At 69.9% G+C, this 18582-nt stretch carries 12 protein-coding genes; 6 read left to right on the forward strand and 6 right to left on the reverse strand.

Translation table 11 applies throughout. The features are described 5' to 3' along the window. Positions 1-19 precede the first annotated feature (19 nt). From ACJ4V0_RS04060 to ACJ4V0_RS04070, 3 genes are all read left to right on the forward strand, one after another. Positions 20-709 (forward strand): AprI/Inh family metalloprotease inhibitor, encoded by a 690-nt coding sequence (locus tag ACJ4V0_RS04060; RefSeq protein WP_448298275.1) that lies wholly within the window; start codon positions 20-22, stop codon positions 707-709. A 337-nt stretch (positions 710-1046) separates the two neighbouring features. After that, positions 1047-2291: an MFS transporter gene (locus tag ACJ4V0_RS04065; RefSeq protein ID WP_448298276.1), complete on the forward strand. Its 1245-nt coding sequence runs from the start codon at positions 1047-1049 to the stop codon at positions 2289-2291. 70 nt (positions 2292-2361) lie between these two features. After that, complete coding sequence (locus ACJ4V0_RS04070) at positions 2362-3579, forward strand: acyl-CoA dehydrogenase (protein WP_448298277.1); 1218 nt, start codon at positions 2362-2364, stop codon at positions 3577-3579. A gap of 84 nt (positions 3580-3663) precedes the next feature. Here ACJ4V0_RS04070 and ACJ4V0_RS04075 read toward each other — a convergent pair whose 3' ends face one another. Next, positions 3664-4029 (reverse strand): c-type cytochrome, encoded by a 366-nt coding sequence (locus tag ACJ4V0_RS04075; protein WP_448298278.1) that lies wholly within the window; start codon positions 4027-4029, stop codon positions 3664-3666. A gap of 66 nt (positions 4030-4095) precedes the next feature. Then, entirely contained in the window at positions 4096-4920 is an 825-nt protein-coding gene (locus ACJ4V0_RS04080; protein WP_448298279.1) for an alpha/beta hydrolase, read from the reverse strand. 177 nt (positions 4921-5097) lie between these two features. On the opposite strand from ACJ4V0_RS04080, the gene ACJ4V0_RS04085 reads away from it, so the two are divergent. The 3 genes from ACJ4V0_RS04085 to ACJ4V0_RS04095 all read left to right on the forward strand — a co-directional run bounded on the left by ACJ4V0_RS04085 (position 5098) and on the right by ACJ4V0_RS04095 (position 11633). Further along, on the forward strand, positions 5098-6474 hold the full coding sequence (locus tag ACJ4V0_RS04085; protein ID WP_448298280.1) for a cation diffusion facilitator family transporter: 1377 nt from the start codon (positions 5098-5100) through the stop codon (positions 6472-6474). Between the two features lie 58 nt (positions 6475-6532). Then, positions 6533-9163 carry an aminopeptidase N gene (gene pepN / locus ACJ4V0_RS04090; RefSeq protein WP_448298281.1) on the forward strand — a complete coding sequence of 877 codons (2631 nt, stop codon included), beginning with the start codon at positions 6533-6535 and terminating at the stop codon, positions 9161-9163. A gap of 160 nt (positions 9164-9323) precedes the next feature. Further along, positions 9324-11633 carry a PAS domain-containing sensor histidine kinase gene (locus ACJ4V0_RS04095; RefSeq protein ID WP_448298282.1) on the forward strand — a complete coding sequence of 770 codons (2310 nt, stop codon included), beginning with the start codon at positions 9324-9326 and terminating at the stop codon, positions 11631-11633. A 6-nt stretch (positions 11634-11639) separates the two neighbouring features. Here ACJ4V0_RS04095 and ACJ4V0_RS04100 read toward each other — a convergent pair whose 3' ends face one another. From ACJ4V0_RS04100 to ACJ4V0_RS04115, 4 genes are all read right to left on the reverse strand, one after another. Continuing rightward, positions 11640-14609 carry a bifunctional [glutamine synthetase] adenylyltransferase/[glutamine synthetase]-adenylyl-L-tyrosine phosphorylase gene (locus ACJ4V0_RS04100; protein ID WP_448298283.1) on the reverse strand — a complete coding sequence of 990 codons (2970 nt, stop codon included), beginning with the start codon at positions 14607-14609 and terminating at the stop codon, positions 11640-11642. Further along, positions 14578-16026 (reverse strand): sensor histidine kinase, encoded by a 1449-nt coding sequence (locus tag ACJ4V0_RS04105; protein WP_448298284.1) that lies wholly within the window; start codon positions 16024-16026, stop codon positions 14578-14580. Before ACJ4V0_RS04105 ends, ACJ4V0_RS04100 begins: the two co-directional genes overlap by 32 nt. Further along, positions 16023-16694 carry a winged helix-turn-helix domain-containing protein gene (locus ACJ4V0_RS04110; protein ID WP_448298467.1) on the reverse strand — a complete coding sequence of 224 codons (672 nt, stop codon included), beginning with the start codon at positions 16692-16694 and terminating at the stop codon, positions 16023-16025. The genes ACJ4V0_RS04105 and ACJ4V0_RS04110 overlap by 4 nt, the downstream gene beginning before the upstream one ends. Before the next feature lie 258 nt (positions 16695-16952). Then, on the reverse strand, positions 16953-18506 hold the full coding sequence (locus ACJ4V0_RS04115; RefSeq protein ID WP_448298285.1) for a Do family serine endopeptidase: 1554 nt from the start codon (positions 18504-18506) through the stop codon (positions 16953-16955). Positions 18507-18582: the final 76 nt, after the last annotated feature.

Genomic DNA, 18582 nt, shown 5'->3' on the forward strand with positions numbered 1-18582 from the left:
CGGTGTGGGATCATCCGTCATGATCCGCGCCGCGCTCACGCTTCTGGTCATGGCCTTCGGCCTGCCGGCGGGAGCGCAGGGCATCGATCCCGGCATCCTGCGCTCGCTGGCCGGCACATGGCTTGTCGCGCCCGCCGATGGCGCGCCCGGCTGCCGCGTCACGCTGGCGACGACGCCGGCCATCGGCGGCTACGGCCTGGCGGTGTCTCCGCCCTGTGCCCAGCGGGTTCCCGCCATCGCCAATGCCGCGGCCTGGAGCCCGGTCGAGGGCATCAGCCTCATCGACCCGGCCCGACGCACGCTGCTGCGCTTCCGCGAGAACGAGGATGCGTCCTATTCCGCCATGGAGCCCGCGCCGGGATATGTGCTCGTCAAGGCGCCCGAGGGGATCGACCGGGTGCCCAATGCGCGCGACGCCTTCGGAGACTGGGTGCTGCGCCGGCCTGAGGGCGACGTGGTCTGCCGCCTCCACCTGTCCGACCGGCCGCCGCCCGGCGGTCAGGAAAGCTATGCGGTCCGCGTCACCGCGCAGGGTTGCCAGCCCGCCGTTACGCGGCTTCGGCTCGCCTCCTGGCGGATCGAGGCGCCAAAGCTGGTGCTCTACGGCCTCGACGGCAACAGCCTCTCCTTCCTCCTCACCGCGACCGGCTTCACGAAGGACCCGGCCGAGGGCGGGCGGCCGCTGCTGATGGAGCGCGCCGGGCGGTAGGCTCCCGAGGGTCGGCTCATGGTGCCGGTTCCCTGAAAAGTACGGCCCCACCATGCGAGGTTGCGCGCCATCTTGACCCTCCCCCTGCAGGGGGAGGGTCGCTTGAGCGGAGCGAGAGCGGGGTGCGGTGGGGTGACGCGGCATACTTCGGTCAATGTGCGAGCATCCACCCCACCCCGTCGGCCTTCGGCCGCCGACCCTCCCCCTCCAGGGGAGGGTGACGGTTCCGCATCACAGCCACCGGAACGCCGGCTGCCGGACCGTGCAGAAATCGGGTGGAGAGATCGGGTGTCGCCCCGCCGCCAGTCGTGACAGGTCTGCCGGCAGGAGATCCGCCATGACCGACACGACCGCGACCCGCTCGCCCACCGCCTTTTCCCGCCTCTTCGCGACCGCCGGCCTCGTCCAGACGGCCGACCAGATCGCTTTAGCCGCCCTGCCCGTCACCGCCATCCTCGTCATGGGCGCAGGCCCCGGCCTCGTCGGGGCGCTGGTGGCAGCGCAGACCGCCGCCTGGCTCCTCGTGTCGCTGCCGGCGGGCGTCGTCGTCGACCGGCTGTCGAAGCGCCGGGTGCTGCTGACAGCCCTGGCACTCAGCCTTCTCGGCGCCACCGGCGCGGTCGCGGCGGCCGCACTGCAGAATCCGGTTCTGCTCGGCATCGCCGCGTTTCTCGCGGCGGCCGGCACCGTGACCTTCGTCCTCGTCCAGATCGGGCTGATGCCCGAGATCGTCGCCACCGCCAACCTGCCGCGCGCCAATGCGCGGATCGAACTGGCGCGAGCCCTCGCCAGCGCCGCCGCGCCCTTCATCGTCGGTTTTCTTGCGACCCGGGCATCGCCGCTCTCAGGCTATCTCCTCGCCGCCATGCTCGCGCTCGGCGCGCTCGCCTGCGCCACGCGGCTGCGGGTGCCGGATACAGCCGCGGCGACCGCCAAGCCGCCCGTCCTCCAGGCCATCGCCGAAGGTGCACGCTTCGTCGTCGCCGATCCGCTGCTGCGCGCCATCGGCCTCTGCGCCGTGTTCTGGAACTTCGCCTTCGTCGCGCTCCTGGCGGTGTTCGTGCCCTTCGCCCTCACCCGCCTCGGCACGGATGCGGCCGGCGCCGGCCTCGCCCAGGGGGTCAACGGGCTCGGCATGATCGCCGGCGCGGCTGCCGCCCCGTTCATCTTCGCGCGGGTGCAGCCGCGCGCCGTCCTGCTGTTCGGGCCGCTGTCTTCGGCGCTGGGCGCAATCCTGATGGCGCTGTCGCCGCGCATCGGCGGGCTCGCCATGGCCGCCCTCGCCTTCGGCCTCATCGGCTTCGGCCCCATGCTCTGGCTGGTGATGCAGACCTCGGTCCGCCAGATCGTGACGCCGCCCGCCCTCATGGGGCGCGTGACGGCGACCATTCAGGTCGCCATCTATGGCATCCGCCCGATCGGGGCGCTCGCCGGCGGCCTCGTCGGCCAATATGCGGGCCTCGACGCGGCCATCGCCATGGTGGCCGTCGCCTTCGCCGCCTCCGCTCTCGTCTCCGTCGCATCGCCCCTGGCGCGCCTTGCGACGATGCCGCATCCCGCGCCGGCGGCAGGCAGGGTATGACCATCGGGTGCTTGGCGCTGTCGGGCCTTTGGCCTAAGACAGCGCCATCAGTCGCTTGAGGATCATCGCCATGGCCGTCGCCTCGCTCACCCCCGCTTCCGGCTCCTATGTGAAGGACAGCGAAGAGTTCAACTGGGAAGACCCGCTGAACCTCGACGGCATGCTGACAGAAGAAGAACGCATGGTGCAGGAGACGGCCCGCACCTATTGCCAGGAGAAGCTGCTGCCGCGCGTCACCTCGGCCTTCCTCGACGAGCGCTTCGACCGCGAGATCATGAGCGAGATGGGCGAACTCGGCCTTCTCGGCTCGACGCTGCCCTCCGAATATGGCGGCGCCGACCTCGGCTATGTCGCCTATGGCCTCATCGCCCGCGAGGTGGAGCGCGTCGATTCCGGCTATCGCTCGGCCTGTTCGGTGCAGTCCTCGCTGGTCATGTACCCGATCTACGCCTACGGCTCGGAGGAGCAGCGCAAGAAGTACCTTCCGAAGCTCGCCTCGGGCGAGTGGGTCGGCTGCTTCGGCCTGACCGAGCCCGATGCCGGTTCGGACCCCGCCGGCATGAAGACCCGCGCTGTGAAGGTCGACGGCGGCTGCGTGCTCAAGGGGTCCAAGATGTGGATCACCAACTCGCCGATCGCCGACGTTGCGGTCGTCTGGGCCAAGACCGACGAGGCCATCCGCGGCTTCATCGTCGAGCGTGGCATGAAGGGCTTCTCCACCCCGAAGATCGAAGGCAAGGTCAGCCTGCGCGCCTCCGTCACCGGCGAGATCGTGCTGGATGACGTCTTCGTGCCTGCCGAGAACATGCTGCCGAACGCCAAGGGGCTTTCCGGCCCGTTCGGCTGCCTCAACCGCGCCCGCTACGGCATCGCCTGGGGCGCCATGGGCGCGGCGGAAGACTGCTGGCACCGTGCCCGCCAGTACACGCTCGACCGCAAGCAGTTCGGCAAGCCGCTGGCCGCCACCCAGCTCGTCCAGAAGAAGCTCGCGGACATGCAGACCGAGATCACGCTTGGCCTGCACGGCGCGCTGCGCCTCGGCCGGCTGATGGAGGAGCACAATTTCGCGCCCCCGGCGATCTCGCTGATGAAGCGCAACAACTGCGGCAAGGCCCTCGACATCGCCCGCATGGCCCGCGACATGCACGGCGGCAACGGCATCTCGGCCGAGTACCACGTCATCCGCCACATGGTGAACCTCGAGACGGTCAACACCTACGAGGGCGCCCACGACGTGCACGCGCTCATCCTCGGCCGCGCCCAGACCGGAATCCAGGCGTTCTTCTGAACCCTGGCGCCATCCTCGTCCTGCAGCAAAGCCCGGCCCTCGCGCCGGGCTTTGTCGTTTCACGGGTCCCGCGGCGACGCCGTCTCACTGCCGCTGCGGACGGGCGTTCGGATCGGTCTGGATCGACATGAGATAGGCGACGATGGCCGCCGCGCGGTCCGCCGAGAAGGTATATTCCGGCATTGCCGGATGGCCTGACGTGAAGCCCTCGGCAAGTGCCTCTTCCAGCACGTCCACCGGATAACGCTTGCTCAGCTCGCGGAACAGCGGCGCATTGGGATAGCGGCTGGTGTCCTCCCGGCCGACCCCGTGGCAGAGGGCGCAGTGCTGGCGCACCAGCGTCTCGCCACGCCGGATGAGCACGCGCTGGCTCTGCGCCGCGGCCAGGTCCGGCAGCAGGCAGGCGGCGATGAGCAAGGCAACGAAGACGTGGGGAACGCGGGGGAGCATGAGGGCCTCGGAGCTGGGAGTGTCGTGCAGCATGTCATGACGCGCCAGCGAGAGCCTTGTGGTCGATCAAGAGGCGAGGCGCACCAGTTCGGCCGTGAGATCCGACCCGGCATCGGCGAAGGGGCCGATGATCGTGAAGTGGTTGGCGCCCGGCACCACGATCTCCCGGGTCTCCGCCCCGAGAATACCCCAGCACTCCACCAGCGTGCGGGTCTGGCGGTGATACTCGCCGGATTCGGCCCCGCCGACCACGGCCGTGACCTTCAATCCCCCCGGCGGGGTCCAGACGAGCGGCGAGAGTGCGGCCGCCTCCCCCGCATCCATGCCCATGGCCCGGTTGACGAAGGTCGGCACCAGCGGCGCCAGATGGAACAGGCCCGAGACCGGCATGGCCGCGGCGATGATGTCGGCGGCCTCGCCGATGCGGGGCCAGTCGGCGGCCGCCATGCAGGCGGCGAGGTGACCGCCGGCCGAATGGCCGAAGGGCAGCACCCGCCGGCCGGTGCGCTCGCGCAGGGCGCGGATGCATGCGATGACATTGTCGACGATCGCCGCCAGCTTCACCTGGGGACAGAGGTCGTAGCTCGTCACGGCGACGTCGAGGCCATGGGCATTGGCGCCAGCCGCCATATGGCTGAAGGAGGCCCTGTCGAGGGCCTGCCAGTAGCCGCCGTGGATGAACAGCGCCACCGGCGCGCCGGGCCGCGGCATGGCGGCCGGAAAGAGGTCGTAGCGATGCCGCTCGCCGGTGCCGTAGGGCTGGTCGAGGGCGGCATCCGGCCGCGCCACCCGAAAGGCCGCCGCGTCGCTGGCCCAGCCGGCCATGACGGCAGGGTGTTCCGGCACCATGGCGCGGTTGTTGTATTGAGCGTCGAGGTCGATGGGCGTCATGGCGGCCGGGTCCGGAACGGGGATCGGCGCCCACGGGACCCTGCCGGGCCGGCAGCGTCAAGGGCGCGCGCAGGGCGGCAGCCGCGCGGGCGGCGGCCGGGATCATGTATGGCGATTGACCCGCGGCGGGGCAGCGACTAGGCCTCCGCTTCAATCCACGGCCAAGGATCCGCGACCATGGTCTCCATCAAGCAAAAGGCGGCGCTGGCCTCGATCCTGGTCACGGTCGTCCTGACGGCGGCGAAGGGGGCGGTGGGCCTTGCCAGCGGCTCCATCGCGATCCTGGCGGAGGCCGCGCATGGCCTCGTCGATACGGCGGCGACCCTGCTCACCTTCTATGCCGTGCGGCTCGCCGACAAGCCGGCCGACGACGATCACCAGTACGGCCACGGCAAGGTCGAATCCATCGCCGCCCTCGCCGAAACAGCCTTCCTCTTCCTCGTCTCGGGCATCGTCGTCACCGAGGCGGTCCGGAGGCTGGCCGGCGGCGGCCACGCGGTCGAGGTGACGCCGTTGATGGCCGGTCTGATGGTGGCGGTGATCGCCATCGACTACTGGCGCGTCAGGGTGATGAGGCGCGTCGCCGAGGAAACCGGCAGCCACGCGCTCGAGTCGGGCGCCCTGCATTTCGCCGCGGACATGGCGAGTTCGATCGTGGTGCTGGCCGGGCTGCTGTTCGTCTGGCTCGGCTTTCCCAAGGCCGACGCCATCGCGGCCATCGTCGTCGCCATCCTCATCTGCGTCATGAGCTGGCAGCTCGGCCGCCGCACCATCGACACGCTGATGGACCGGGCGCCGAAGGGGGCGACTCCTGCGGTCAGCGAGGCGGTTGCGGGCGTGCCGGGCGTCGTCGAGGTCGAGAGCATCCGGCTGCGCGAGGTCGGCACCGACACGCTCGCCGAGGTCATCGTCAAGGTGAATCGCACCCTGCCACTGGAACGGGTCGCCGAGATCAAGTCAGCCATCGCCGCCGCCGCCGCGACGGCCCATGCGGGCACGGTCACGACGGTGACCACCGAGCCGGTCGCGCTCGACGACGAGACCGTGATGGAGCGCGTCCACCTGACCGCCCGCCGGCACGCTCTCGCGGTCCACCACGTCACGGTGCAGCATCTCGGCGAGCAGCTCTGCGTCGGTCTCGACCTTGAGGTGGACGGCGCGCTGACGCTCGGCGAGGCGCACGAGATCGCCAGCCGGCTGGAAACCGCCATCCGCGGCGAACTCGGCGCTGATGTCGAGGTGGAGACCCATATCGAGCCGCTGCAGGTGGAGATGCTGATCGGCAGCGACGCCGAGCCCTCCCGCGTCGCCGACGTTGCGGCGAGCCTGGCGGCGCTCGCCGCCGAGACCGGCCCGATCACCGACGTCCACAGCGTCAGGGTTCGCGAGACGGGCCAGGGCGTCGTCGTCACCTATCATTGCCGCGCCGACCCGTCGCTGACGGTGGAGGCCGTCCACGAGGCCGTCGACGAGATCGAGCGGAGGTTCCGGCGCATCCATGCGCGGGTGATCCGCGTCGTCGGCCACACCGAGCCGCCGCGCGCCCTTTCATAGCCGCCGCGACCACCCTAGGTTCACCGCGGCCCCGACGATCGTAGACGAGGATGGTTTCATGCGCAGCGAACAGGCGAACCCCGTGCGTCTCTCCGAGTACCGGGTTCCCGACCATGTCGCGAAGACCGTGCATCTCGACGTCGCGCTGCATCCGACCGCGACCACCGTGAAGGCCGTGACCGAGATCGAGCGTCACCCCGAGGGCCGCGCCGACGCTCCGCTCGTCTTCGACGGCGGCGGCCTGACGCTTGCCGCCATCGCCATCGACGGGCGCGTCCTGAACCCCGGCGAATACGAGGCGACGCCCGACCGCCTCGTCATCCACGCGCCGCCGACCCAGCGATTTCGCCTGACAGTGGAAACCGTGATCGACCCGCAGGCCAACACGCAGCTCATGGGCCTCTACCGCTCGTCGGGCACCTGGTGCACCCAGTGCGAGGCCGAGGGCTTCCGCCGCATCACCTATTTTCCCGACCGTCCCGACGTGCTCGCGGTCTATACGACCCGCATCGAGGCGGAGAAGAAGGCGGCGCCGGTTCTGCTCGGCAACGGCAACCTCGTCGAGGCCGGCGACCTGCCCGGCGGACGCCACTTTGCCGTCTGGCACGACCCGCATCCCAAGCCAAGCTACCTCTTCGCCCTCGTCGGTGGCGATCTCGCCGAGGTCACCGACAGCTTCACCACGCGCTCGGGTCGTGTCGTCCGCCTCGGCATCTTCGTCGAGCACGGCAAGGAGGACCGCTGCGCCTATGCCATGGACGCGCTGAAGCGCTCCATGCGCTGGGACGAGGAGGCCTTCGGCTGCGAATACGACCTCGACGTCTTCAACATCGTCGCCGTGTCCGACTTCAACATGGGGGCGATGGAGAACAAGGGCCTCAACATCTTCAACGACAAGTACGTTCTCGCCCTTCCCGACACCGCCACCGACCAGGACTACGCGGCGATCGAGGCCATCATCGCCCACGAGTATTTCCACAACTGGACCGGCAACCGCATCACCTGCCGCGACTGGTTCCAGCTCTGCCTGAAGGAGGGCCTCACCGTCTTCCGCGACCAGGAGTTCTCGGGAGACATGCGCTCGCGCGCGGTGAAGCGCATCGCCGACGTGCGGCTGCTGAAGAGCCACCAGTTCGCCGAGGATGCGGGTCCCCTCGCCCATCCCGTCCGCCCTGAAATCTATCACGAGATCAACAACTTCTATACGGCGACCGTCTATGAGAAGGGCGCCGAGGTGATCCGGGCGCTCAAAGTGCTGATCGGCGCGGAGGCGTTCCGTGATGGCATGGACCTCTACCTTGCCCGCCACGACGGCGACGCGGCAACCGTGGAGGACTTCATCGCCTGCTTCGCCGAGGCGAGCGGCCGCGACCTCAGCCAGTTCTTCCTCTGGTATCGCCAGTCCGGAACGCCGGAGGTCTCCGTCGCCACCCGCCACGACGCGAAGGCCGGCACCTTCACGCTCGACCTCACGCAGACACTGAGGCCGACGCCAGGGCAGAACGCCAAGAAGCCCATGGTCATTCCCCTCGCCTTCGGGCTCATCGGTCCTGACGGTACGGAGCGGCCGCTGTTCACCGAAGACGGACGGACGATCCCGGGGGTGATCGCGCTCGACGAGACGCACCGCACGGTGACCTTCTCGGGCCATCCGACCCGCCCGGTGCTGTCGATCAACCGCGGCTTTTCGGCACCCATCGTACTGAAGACCGACCTCGGCCGCGCCGATCTCGCCTTCCTTGCCCGCAACGACAGCGACCCCTGCAACCGCTGGCAGGCGATCCAGACACTGGCGACGGAGCATCTCGTCGCGGTCAGCCGGGGCGGAACGGAACCCCAGGGCGCCCAGGCCGTGGCCGAGGCTCTCGCCGCCGTGCTCGACGGGGCGGCGACCGATCCCGCCTTCGCGGCGCAGTGCCTTACCCTGCCGTCTGAGGCCGACATCGCCCGCGAGAGCGGCAGCGATGTCGATCCGGACGCGATCTTCCGGGCGCGCGGCGCGCTCAGGCGCGCCGTCGGCACAGAATTGTCGGCACGGCTCGAGGCGACCCTCGGCCGCTTCGCCACCCCGGGACCCTATTCACCCCACGCCGCCTCGGCCGGCCGGCGCGCCCTGTCCAACGTCGCCCTCGACCTCTGGGCAGCCGGCGGCTCCGACGACAGGCTGGCCGTGGTGGAAGCCCGCCACCGCGACGCCGACAACATGACCGACCGCTTCGCCGCGCTCGCCGTTCTCGCCCAGCATGTCGGGCCGCGACGCGAGGCGGCGCTCGCCGCGTTCCGCGAACGCTACCGCGCCGATGCGCTGATCCTCGACAAGTGGCTCGCCCTGCAGGCCGCCATTCCGGAGGCGGCGACGCTGGACCGGGTGCGCGCCCTCCTCGCAGACCCCGCCTTCGCCATGGGCAACCCGAACCGCCTGAGGGCGCTGGTCGGCAGCTTCGCCACCACCAACCAGACCCAGTTCAACCGTGCCGACGGCGCCGGCTACGACTTCCTCGCCGAGGTCGTCATCGACACGGACGGCCGCAATCCGCAGGTCGCGGCGCGGCTCCTCTCCGCCTTCCGGAGCTGGCGCGCGCTGGAGATCGGCCGCCGTGGCAAGGCCCGCGCGGCACTCGAACGGGTCGCCGCCGTCGGCACCCTGTCGGCCGATGTCCGCGACATCGTCGCCCGCTCGCTTGGCTGACAAGGGATTCATTCCCAACCGCATTAACGAAATATTTCCTTCCGTGTGATTCCGCGACTCTAGACAGCCCTCCGGCAAATCGATTCTTATGGCCGTGATTCGGAGGGGCTGGGGCTCGATCTCCGAGCGAAACTTCAGAGATTCGACGGGGGTACCGGCGATGGAGCGCAGTGTCGCGCCCAGCGCGGACGCGCTGATTCACGCCACGAGATCGCAGGGCTTCGCCAGCACGTTCGACACGTCGCTGGAGACCTGGCTGTCCCCCTACGAGCCGCTCCTGCGGCGGCTCGTCCCGACCCTCATCATCGCATTCCTCGTCGTCATGGGCGCCGGCGCCGTCCAGCAGATTCTCACCAGCCGGGTCGAGGCGCTCAACGGCATCGGCGCCGACCTCGCCATCGCCGCATCGGCCATCGACATCGATCTCAACCACCGCATCGCGGTCACCGATGGCGACGTCGGCACGGCGGCCCAGCTGGCGCTCGACCTGACCGCCCCGCGCATCGGCGCGTCCGCCGGCCGGATCATCCTCGTCGCTGACGGCTCCGGACACGTCGTCGCGGCAACGCCGCCGGCCGCCCGGCAGTGGATCGGCAAGCCGGTGCGCGATGTCTTCGCCGCGCCGCCGGCGATCGGCGCTGGCGCCATCGCAATCCAACTGTCGTCAGGAGCCGACGTGATTCTGGTGACGCGGCCACTGCCGCTGCCGCTCTCCCATCTCTACGTCCTGCAGACGCCCGATGCAGCTCTGGCGCAGTGGTGGCGCTCCTCGGTGCTGACCGGCACGCTGTTCACCACCACCGGCCTGCTGCTTCTCGTCATCGGCCTTGCCTTCCACATCCAGACCATGCGCGCCGCCACCGCCGACATGATCAACCAGAACGCCCGCGCCACCATCGACGCGGCGCTGGAGAGCGGCGGCTGCGGTCTGTGGGACTGGGAGATCGGCACACACCAGATGTACTGGTCCGCCTCCATGTTCGAGATCCTCGGCATGAGCGACCGCGACGGGCTCGTTACCTTCGACGAACTCCTCCCTCTGCTTCACCCCGACGACGGCTATCTCGGCGGCATCGCCAACCTCACCGATCTCGATCCGCGCAACGCCGTCGACTTCCAGTTCCGCATGCGCCACGCCGACGGGCGCTGGATCTGGCTGCGTGCCCGCGGCCGCGGCCTCAGCCTCTCCGGGGTTGACCATCCCCGATTCGTCGGCATCGTCGTCGACATCACCGAGCAGCTCGAACTCGCCGCGCGCAACGCCGCCGCCGACCATCGCATTCGCGAGGCCATCGAGACCATTTCGGAGGCTTTCGTGGTCTGCGACGACCAGGACCGCATCGTCGTCTGCAACTCGAAGTTCCGCGAGCTGAACGGTCTCACCGAGGAGCAGGCGCTCCCCGGCGGCCGCTATGACGAGATCCTGGCGGCGACCGGCGGCGGCGCGCGGGTCAAGGACGGCCGCGTCCTGTCGGATCGCTCGCATGACGGCTCCCGCGACCTGGAGGTGGAACTCGTCGACGGCCGCTGGCTGCAGATCAGCGAGAGGCGGACCCATTGCGGCGGCTTCGTCTCGGTCGGCACCGACATCACCGCGCTGAAGCGCCACGAGACGCAGCTTACCGCCAGCGAACAGCGCCTGCGCGCCGGCGTCGCCGACCTCCAGCGCAGCCAGTACACGCTCGAGAAGCAGACCCAGCAGCTTGCCGAGCTCGCGGAGATGTATTCCGAGCAGAAGACGCAGGCCGAAGAGGCGAACCGCGCCAAGTCGGAGTTCCTCGCCGCCATGAGCCACGAGCTGCGCACCCCGCTCAACGCCATCATCGGCTTCTCGGAGGTGATGAAGGACGGGCATTTCGGCCCGCTCGGCGCGCTGAAATACCTCGAATACGCCCGCGATATCCACGACAGCGGGCACTTTCTGCTGTCCCTCATCGACGACATCCTCGACATGGCGCGCATCGAGGCCGGCCGGCTGACGCTGGAGCCGGCGGCGATCTGCCTGGAGGAGACGCTGGACGAGACCATGCGCGTCGTCTCCAAGATGGCCGCCGACAAGGAGATCCTGATCGAGGCCGAGGTGCCCGCCGGCATGGATCTCGTCGCCGACCGGCGATCCATCAAGCAGATCGCCCTCAACCTCCTGTCCAACGCGGTGAAGTTCACGCCGCGTGGCGGCATGATCTCGGTGCGCGCCCGCAAAGCCCGCGGCGTTGTCGCCATCGCCATCGAGGACACCGGCATCGGCATTCCCCGCCATGCGCTGCACAAGCTCGGCAAGCCCTTCGAGCAGGTCCAGAGCCAGTTCTCGCGCGACCATCAGGGGTCGGGGCTTGGCCTTGCCATCGCCAAGTCGCTGGTGGAGATGCATGGCGGGTCGCTGCGCATCCGCTCGACGCTGGGGCGCGGCACGACGGTCGTCGTCAGGCTGCCGGTCGACGGTCCCGGCGCGGCGGCGGTGATCGCCTGACCCTCCCTAGAGGGGTCCGACGATGCTCTCGAAGGCCTTGCGAACCTGCTTCTGCACCTCCGCCAGATGGGCGTCGACGGTGGCGAAATCCGGCAGCTCGCCGGCCCGCGCGAGCAGGCGCTTCAGGCCCGGCGCGGCGGTCTTCGGATCGAAGACATCCACCAGACAGAGCCTGAGGATCTGCGTCAGGCGCTGGTAGAGCCGGCAGGCCGACCGCAGGGCATCGCCCTGCGACGGTTTCAGGAGTCCGGCGGCGGCGGCCTTGTCCAGCACGCGGATCGTGTTGGTGTCGAGAATGTCGGGGTGGCGCGCGCCGTGGACGAGTTGCAGGGCCTGCGCGACGAACTCGATGTCGATCAGCCCGCCACGGACATATTTCAGGTCCCAGCGGTCGGCGTCGCCCTTGTCCTCGGCGATGGCCCGGCGCATGTCGACGATGTCGGCGAGGGTCGCCTTGGCCGGGCGTTTCGCCGTCAGGACGCGGCGGATGGCCTCGCTCACCTCGACCTCGAAGCCGGGGGTTGCGGCGACCACGCGGGCGCGCGTCAGTGCCATGTGCTCCCAGGTCCAGGCCTCCTTCACCTGGTAGGCGCGGAAGCCGTCGATATGGGTGGCCACCGGTCCCGACCGCCCCGAGGGCCTGAGCCTCAGATCGACGTCGAACAGCACGCCTTCGCTGGTCGGCGCCGACAGGGCGCTGATGAGGCGCTGCGTCATGCGGGAGAAGTAGTGGCTGCCGGTCAGCGGGCGCGGGCCGCCGGAGGCGCTCTCGCTGGGATCGTGGTCGTAGAGCAGGATGAGGTCGAGGTCGGAACCGGCCGTCATCTCGCGGCCGCCCAGCTTGCCGAGGGCGATGACCGCGGTCCGCATGCCGGGAATGGACCCGTGGGCCGCGGCGATCCAGTCGGTGACCGCCTGGTAGAGCGCCTTGATGAGCTGCTCGGCGAGGCGCGCGAAGGCCTGGCCGGCCGCCTCCGCCGACACCGTCCCGGCAAGGACGCGCACGCCGGTGAGGAACATCTGCTCCTGGCCGAAAATGCGGGCACGGTCGAGAACGTCCTCGGCGTCGGCCGCCATGGACAGCGTCTCCTTGAGACGGGCGGCCAGATCGGCACCGGACGGCAGTTCGCCGAAGAAGGCCGGCTCCAGCAGCGCGTCGAGCACGTGGGCGCGGCGCCCGAGCAGGTCGGCGAGGCGCGGCGCCGAGCCGAGGATCTGCGAAATGAGCTCGAGCAGGTCCGGATGGGTCCTGAGGATGGCGAGCAGCTCGATCGGCTGTGAGTGGCGCGTCAGCAGGCGGTCGAAGGCCCTGAGGCCGAGATCGGCATCGCCGCTGCGCGACAGGGCGTCGAGGAGAGCCGGCGCGAGTTCGGCAACGCGCTCACGCGCGTCGCGGGCGCGAAGGCCGCCGCTCCTGGGATGCTGCCAGGCCTGCACGGTGGCGACGACGGCCACGGGGTCGGCGAAACCGATGTCCTTCAGCGCCGCCACCGTCGTCGCCTTCGGCGGCGAGGACGTCAGGTCGAGCGTGCCCTTCACCTCGGACAGCGTCGGCAGGGTCTCGAAGAGCTTTGCATAGGCCGCCTCGACCGGCCTGAGCTCCGCCGTGAGCGCGGCGGCGAAGGCGGCATGGTTGCTGTAGCCGAGGAACATTGCGATGCGCTCCACGCCCTCGGTCGTCTCGGGCAGGCTGTGCGTCTGCTCGTCGGCGACCATCTGCAGCCGGTGCTCGATCTGCCTCAGGAAGCGGTAGGCGCGCTCCAGCGCCTCGCGCGTCTCGGCCGTCACCCAGCCGGCCTCGCGCAGGCGCTCGAGCCCGGTCATCGTGTCGCGAACGCGCAGCGCCGGGTTGCGGCCGCCGGCGATGAGCTGCTGCGTCTGCACGAAGAACTCGATCTCGCGAATGCCGCCGCGGCCGAGCTTGATGTTGTGGCCCTCGACGGCCAGCGCATCATGGCCGCGGAAGGCGTGAATCTGGCGCTTCATCGCATGGACGTCGGCGACGGCCGCATAGTCGAGATATTTGCGCCAGATGAAGGGCTGCATCTCCTGGAGGAACGCCTCGCCTGCCGCGATGTCGCCGGCGCAGGGCCGCGCCTTGATGAAGGCCGAGCGCTCCCAGGTCTGGCCGATGGTCTCGTAGTAGTGCAGCGCCGCAGGCGTCGAGATGGCAACCGCCGTCGCGCCGGGATCGGGCCTCAGGCGCAGGTCGGTGCGGAAGACATAGCCGTCCGCCGTGCGCTCCTGCAGGATCTTCACCAGCCGCTGGGTGAGGCGCACATAGGCCGGCTGGGCCTCCCTACCCGGCTTCATCGGCGCCTTGTCGGGGTCGAAGAACACGATCAGGTCGATGTCGCTGGAATAGTTGAGCTCGAAGGCGCCGTGCTTGCCCATGGCGAGCACGATGTAGCCTGAGCCGACCTCCGCGTTCTTCGGGTCGGCGGGGTCGAGGATCCCGCCGTCGGCGAGGTCGCGCATCAGATGGGCGACCGCCTCGGCCACGGCGAGGTCCGCCGTCGCGGTCAGAGCGCGGGTGACGGTCTCCAGCGGCCAGACGTCGCCGATATCGGCGAGCGCGACGAGCAGCGCCACCTGGGCGCGAAACCGCCGGAGCGCGCGGCCGATCCCCTCGTCGCTGCGCGCCTTGCGGCAGGCGGCGGAGGCCTCGGCCTTGAGCCGCGCGAAGCAGCCCTCGGGCGCTTCGGAGAGGCAGGCGGCGAGGTGACCGGGATCGTCCACCGCGATGGCGGTGAGGAAGGGCGAGTGGGCGAGGACGCCGGCCACCAGCGCGCGCGCCTTCGGTGCCTTGAGCGCAGCCTCGAGACTGGCGCGCAGGGCGGCATCGTCCACGCCACCGAGGAACTCGGCGCTGCGCTTGGCCGCCGTCGCGCCTTTCGGCATGACGGGGGCGGCCTTCAGCCGCGCGGCGAGGCTCAGCGACGAATCAGGCGGGCCGGACCGGGAGGTTCGTGTCATCGGCCAATCGTGGCAGACGCAGCGCCACCTTCAAACCCGGACGATTGTCGTCGAGCGACAATCCACCGCCATGTAGCCGCGCAACCGCCGCGGCGAGGCTGAGGCCGAGGCCCGAGCCGGGCCGGGAGCGGCTCGTCTCCAGCCTGACGAAACGGTCGAGAACCCGGCCGCGGTCGCCGTCGGCGATGCCGGGGCCGCGATCCGCGACGTTGATCAGCGCATCGGCTCCCTCCGCCGTGACCGTCACGCTGACCCTGCGCTCGCCGCCTTCGGGAGCGCCATACTTCAGGGCGTTGTCGACGAGATTGGCGACGACCTGGCCGAGCAGTTCCCGGTTGCCGCTGACGCGCACCGGCACCGCCACGACCTCCAGCGCGATGCCCGCCTCCTCCGCAACCGGCTCGTAGAGCTCGGCGACGCCGCGGGCGATCTCGCCCAGGTCGAGCGGCGCCATGCCCTCGCGCTGGTTGCCGGCCTCGGCCCGGGCGATCATGAGCAGGGCATTGAAGGTGCGGATCAGCCCGTCCGATTCCTCGATGATGCCGGTCAGCGCGGCGCGATAGGCATCCTCGCCCGAGGCGACGCGCAGGGCGTCCTCGGCCTTGTTGCGCAGACGGGTCAGCGGCGTCTTGAGGTCGTGGGCGATGTTGTCGGAGACCTCCTTCATGCCCGCCATCAGCGCCTCGATGCGCGCCAGCATGTCGTTGACGCTGCCGGCGAGGCGGTCCAGTTCGTCGCGTGAGCCGGCCGTCGGCAGGCGACCAGTCAGATCGCCCTCCATGATGCGGCGGGACATGTCGGTCATGGCGTCGACGCGCTTCAGCACGCGGCGGGTAACGAAATAGGCACCGACCAGGCCGAGGATGAGCGCCACCATCAGCGCCAGCCGGAAACCGCGCCCGAAGATCTCGCGCATCCGGTCGCGTTCCTCGAGGTCGCGGCCGACCAGCAGGCGGAAATTGCCGGGCAGGCCGTAGATCTGCACAATGGCGCGGTGCGGCCGGTCGGTGACGCTCTCCCCGGCGCGGCGGTAATCCGTCTCGATCCAGCCGGGCCGGTTCAGCGTCCCGGCAGGCAACTCGCCGATATTGCCGGCCATCGCGTCGCCGGTGAATGAGGTGACGAGATAGAGCGAGGCGCCGGGACGATTGCCGCGCTCCTCTACAACCTCGACCAGCCGGCGGATGCCGCCGACTGAATATTGCTCGGCGAGGCCCCGCACCTCCGCGGTGATCGTCTCGGTGAGCTGGTCGGTGAACAGCCGCTGCGTCGCAAAACCGAGCCAGCCGATGACGAAGCCGGCGAAGAGCACGAAGATCAGCAGATAGGCGGCGATGATCTTGAACGCCGTCGTCGAAACCAGCGTGCGCAAGCCCGACGGCCGGCGCGGCGCCTTCGCCGGCGCAGCCGTGGTCACGCGCGCACCGTGTAACCGGCGCCGCGGATGGTGTGGATCAGGGGCCGCTCGAAGCCCTTGTCGACCTTGGAGCGCAGGCGCGACACGTGGACGTCGATAACGTTGGTCTGCGGGTCGAAATGATAGTCCCAGACGTGTTCAAGCAGCATGGTGCGGGTCACCACCTGGCCGGCATTCTTCATCAGGTACTCGAGCAGACGGAACTCGCGCGGCTGAAGCAGGAGTTCCCCGCCGGCCCGCGTCACCCGGTGCGACAGGCGGTCGAGTTCCAGATCGCCGACGCGATAGACGGTTTCCGGCGCCCCGGCGGCGCGACGGCGCGACAGCACCTCGACCCGCGCCAGAAGCTCGGAAAAGGCATAAGGCTTCGGGAGATAGTCGTCGCCGCCGGCCCTCAGGCCCTTGACGCGGTCGTCGACCTGGCCGAGCGCGGAGAGGATGAGCGCGGGCGTGTCCCGCCCGGCGGCCCTCAGTTCTGCGATGACGGTCAGGCCGTCTTTTTTCGGCAGCATGCGGTCGACGATGAGCACGTCATAGGGGCCGTCGCCCGCCATGGCCAAGCCGTCCTCGCCATCGGCGGCGTGATCGGCGACGTGGCCGGTCTCCCTGAAGGCCTTGACGAGGTAGGACGCCGCCTCGCGGTCGTCCTCGATGATCAGAATCCGCATGGGGGCCATGTTACACGGGCTCCGCGAGCCATATCCAGTTGTCCGTCGCGCCCGGGCGGACCGGCGCGGCGAGACACAGACCGGCGAGAGACGTTGGGGGATCGGAGACAAAAAATGGCGGGGCGGCCGGACATGGAGTTCCGACCGCCCCGCTCGAGACGATCCCGGCTGGCGGGGGGCGACTGGGGTTGCCAGTCCGGGATCACTCGTGAGTAGCGGCCGGCGCCGGAAAGGTTCGACGCCGGCATCACTTTTGTCTCAGCTCGGATTGAGAGGGATGGCGACGAAGCGCTGTCCCTCGCCGGAGCGCAGGCGGATCAGCGCCGAGCGCCGGCCGTCGGCGCGGGCCGCGTTCAGGGCCTCGCGCACGTCGCGCAGCGAGGACACCGAGCGCCCGGCGACGTCGAGGATGACGTCACCCTGGCGGATGCCGCGCTGGGCGGCGGGACCGGAGGGATCGACCTCGGTCACCACCATGCCCTCGCCGCGCCCGGCGGGCTCGAGCGACAGACCGAGACGCGGACCTGCGGGCGGCGTCTCGGGAGCAACGTCGCTGGGCGGTGCCCGGCGGCCGTCCTGCAGGGAAGCGCTGCGGCGCTCGTCCGGCAGGCGGCCGAGCGTCAGGTTGACCGCCGTCTCGGCGCCGTCACGCATGACGGTCAGGCGAACCGTCGTGCCGGGGCGGGCGGTGCCGACACGGCGCGACAGGTCGCGGGCATCGCGCACCGGCTGGCCGTCGACGGCGATGATCACGTCCGAAGGCTTGATGTCCGAGTTGGCCGCCGGGCTGCCCGACTGGATGCCGGCGACGAGGGCGCCCTCGGGCTTGGCGAGCTTCAGGCTCTCGGCGATCTCCGGCGTCACCGCCTGGATCTGGATGCCGATCCAGCCGCGCTGGACCGAGCCGCCCTCGCGCAGCGCCGCGACGACGTTCTGGGTCGTCTCGGAGGGGATGGCGAAGGCGATGCCGACATTGCCGCCGGACGGGGAGAAGATGGCGGTGTTCACGCCGACGACCTCGCCGTTGACGTTGAAGGTCGGACCACCGGAATTGCCGCGGTTCACCGCCGCGTCGATCTGCATGAAGTCGTCGTAGGGGCCGGAGCCGATATCGCGGCCACGGGCCGAGACGATGCCGGCCGTCACCGTGCCGCCGAGGCCGAAGGGATTGCCGACCGCCAGGACCCAGTCGCCGACGCGCGGGGCGCTGGCGGCGAAGCGGACGAAGGGGAAGTCGGTGCCATCGGCCTTCAGGAGTGCGAGATCGCTGCGCTCGTCGGTGCCGACCACCTTCGCCTTGAAGCTGCGGCCACCGTCCATGACGATGTCGGCCTCGGTCGCGCCGCGCACGACGTGGTTGTTGGTGACGATGTAGCCGTCGGCCGAGATGAAGAAGCCCGAGCCCTGCGACATGGAACGCGGACCGCCGGGGCCGCGCGGGCCGCCGAAGCGCGGGCCGCCCTGGCCGCGCGGACCACCGAAGCGGGGGTCGTTGCGGAACTGCTCGCCGAAGCGGCGCATGAACCGCTCCATCTGGCCGTTCTCGTCGTCGTCGCCGCCGGGAAGCTCGCGGAAGCTCATGGCCTGGGTCGGGGCGGCCTGGGCGACGCGCACCGAGACGACGGCGGGCTTCACCCGCTCGACCACGTCGGCGAAGGACATGGGAGCGGTCTGCGCGCCCTGCGCGGTGGCGCTGGCGACGAAGGGGGAGCGGGGGGGCTGGAAGGTCAGCACGCCGGCGCCGACGGCGACCACGGCCACTGTGCCGAGAAGGGCGGCGCGAATGCGGGACGCCTTGGAAGCGGATGTCATGGGGGATCTCCACGGAATGGGGGCACACGGTGAGTGCCGTGTATGACCGGACCATGGAGGATCGTGGATTACGCCA

The sequence above is a fragment of the Phreatobacter aquiterrae genome (genome assembly GCF_053471285.1).

What these genes read in the sequence shown, in the direction of transcription:
- ACJ4V0_RS04110 (WP_448298467.1), bottom strand. Translation starts at nt 16,694, where the DNA reads ATGCGGATTCTGATCATCGAGGACGACCGCGAGGCGGCGTCCTACCTC.
- ACJ4V0_RS04100 (WP_448298283.1), bottom strand. Translation starts at nt 14,609, where the DNA reads ATGACACGAACCTCCCGGTCCGGCCCGCCTGATTCGTCGCTGAGCCTC.
- ACJ4V0_RS04060 (WP_448298275.1), top strand. Translation starts at nt 20, where the DNA reads ATGATCCGCGCCGCGCTCACGCTTCTGGTCATGGCCTTCGGCCTGCCG.
- ACJ4V0_RS04080 (WP_448298279.1), bottom strand. Translation starts at nt 4,920, where the DNA reads ATGACGCCCATCGACCTCGACGCTCAATACAACAACCGCGCCATGGTG.
- ACJ4V0_RS04115 (WP_448298285.1), bottom strand. Translation starts at nt 18,506, where the DNA reads ATGACATCCGCTTCCAAGGCGTCCCGCATTCGCGCCGCCCTTCTCGGC.
- ACJ4V0_RS04065 (WP_448298276.1), top strand. Translation starts at nt 1,047, where the DNA reads ATGACCGACACGACCGCGACCCGCTCGCCCACCGCCTTTTCCCGCCTC.
- ACJ4V0_RS04085 (WP_448298280.1), top strand. Translation starts at nt 5,098, where the DNA reads ATGGTCTCCATCAAGCAAAAGGCGGCGCTGGCCTCGATCCTGGTCACG.
- ACJ4V0_RS04075 (WP_448298278.1), bottom strand. Translation starts at nt 4,029, where the DNA reads ATGCTCCCCCGCGTTCCCCACGTCTTCGTTGCCTTGCTCATCGCCGCC.
- ACJ4V0_RS04095 (WP_448298282.1), top strand. Translation starts at nt 9,324, where the DNA reads ATGGAGCGCAGTGTCGCGCCCAGCGCGGACGCGCTGATTCACGCCACG.
- pepN (WP_448298281.1), top strand. Translation starts at nt 6,533, where the DNA reads ATGCGCAGCGAACAGGCGAACCCCGTGCGTCTCTCCGAGTACCGGGTT.
- ACJ4V0_RS04070 (WP_448298277.1), top strand. Translation starts at nt 2,362, where the DNA reads ATGGCCGTCGCCTCGCTCACCCCCGCTTCCGGCTCCTATGTGAAGGAC.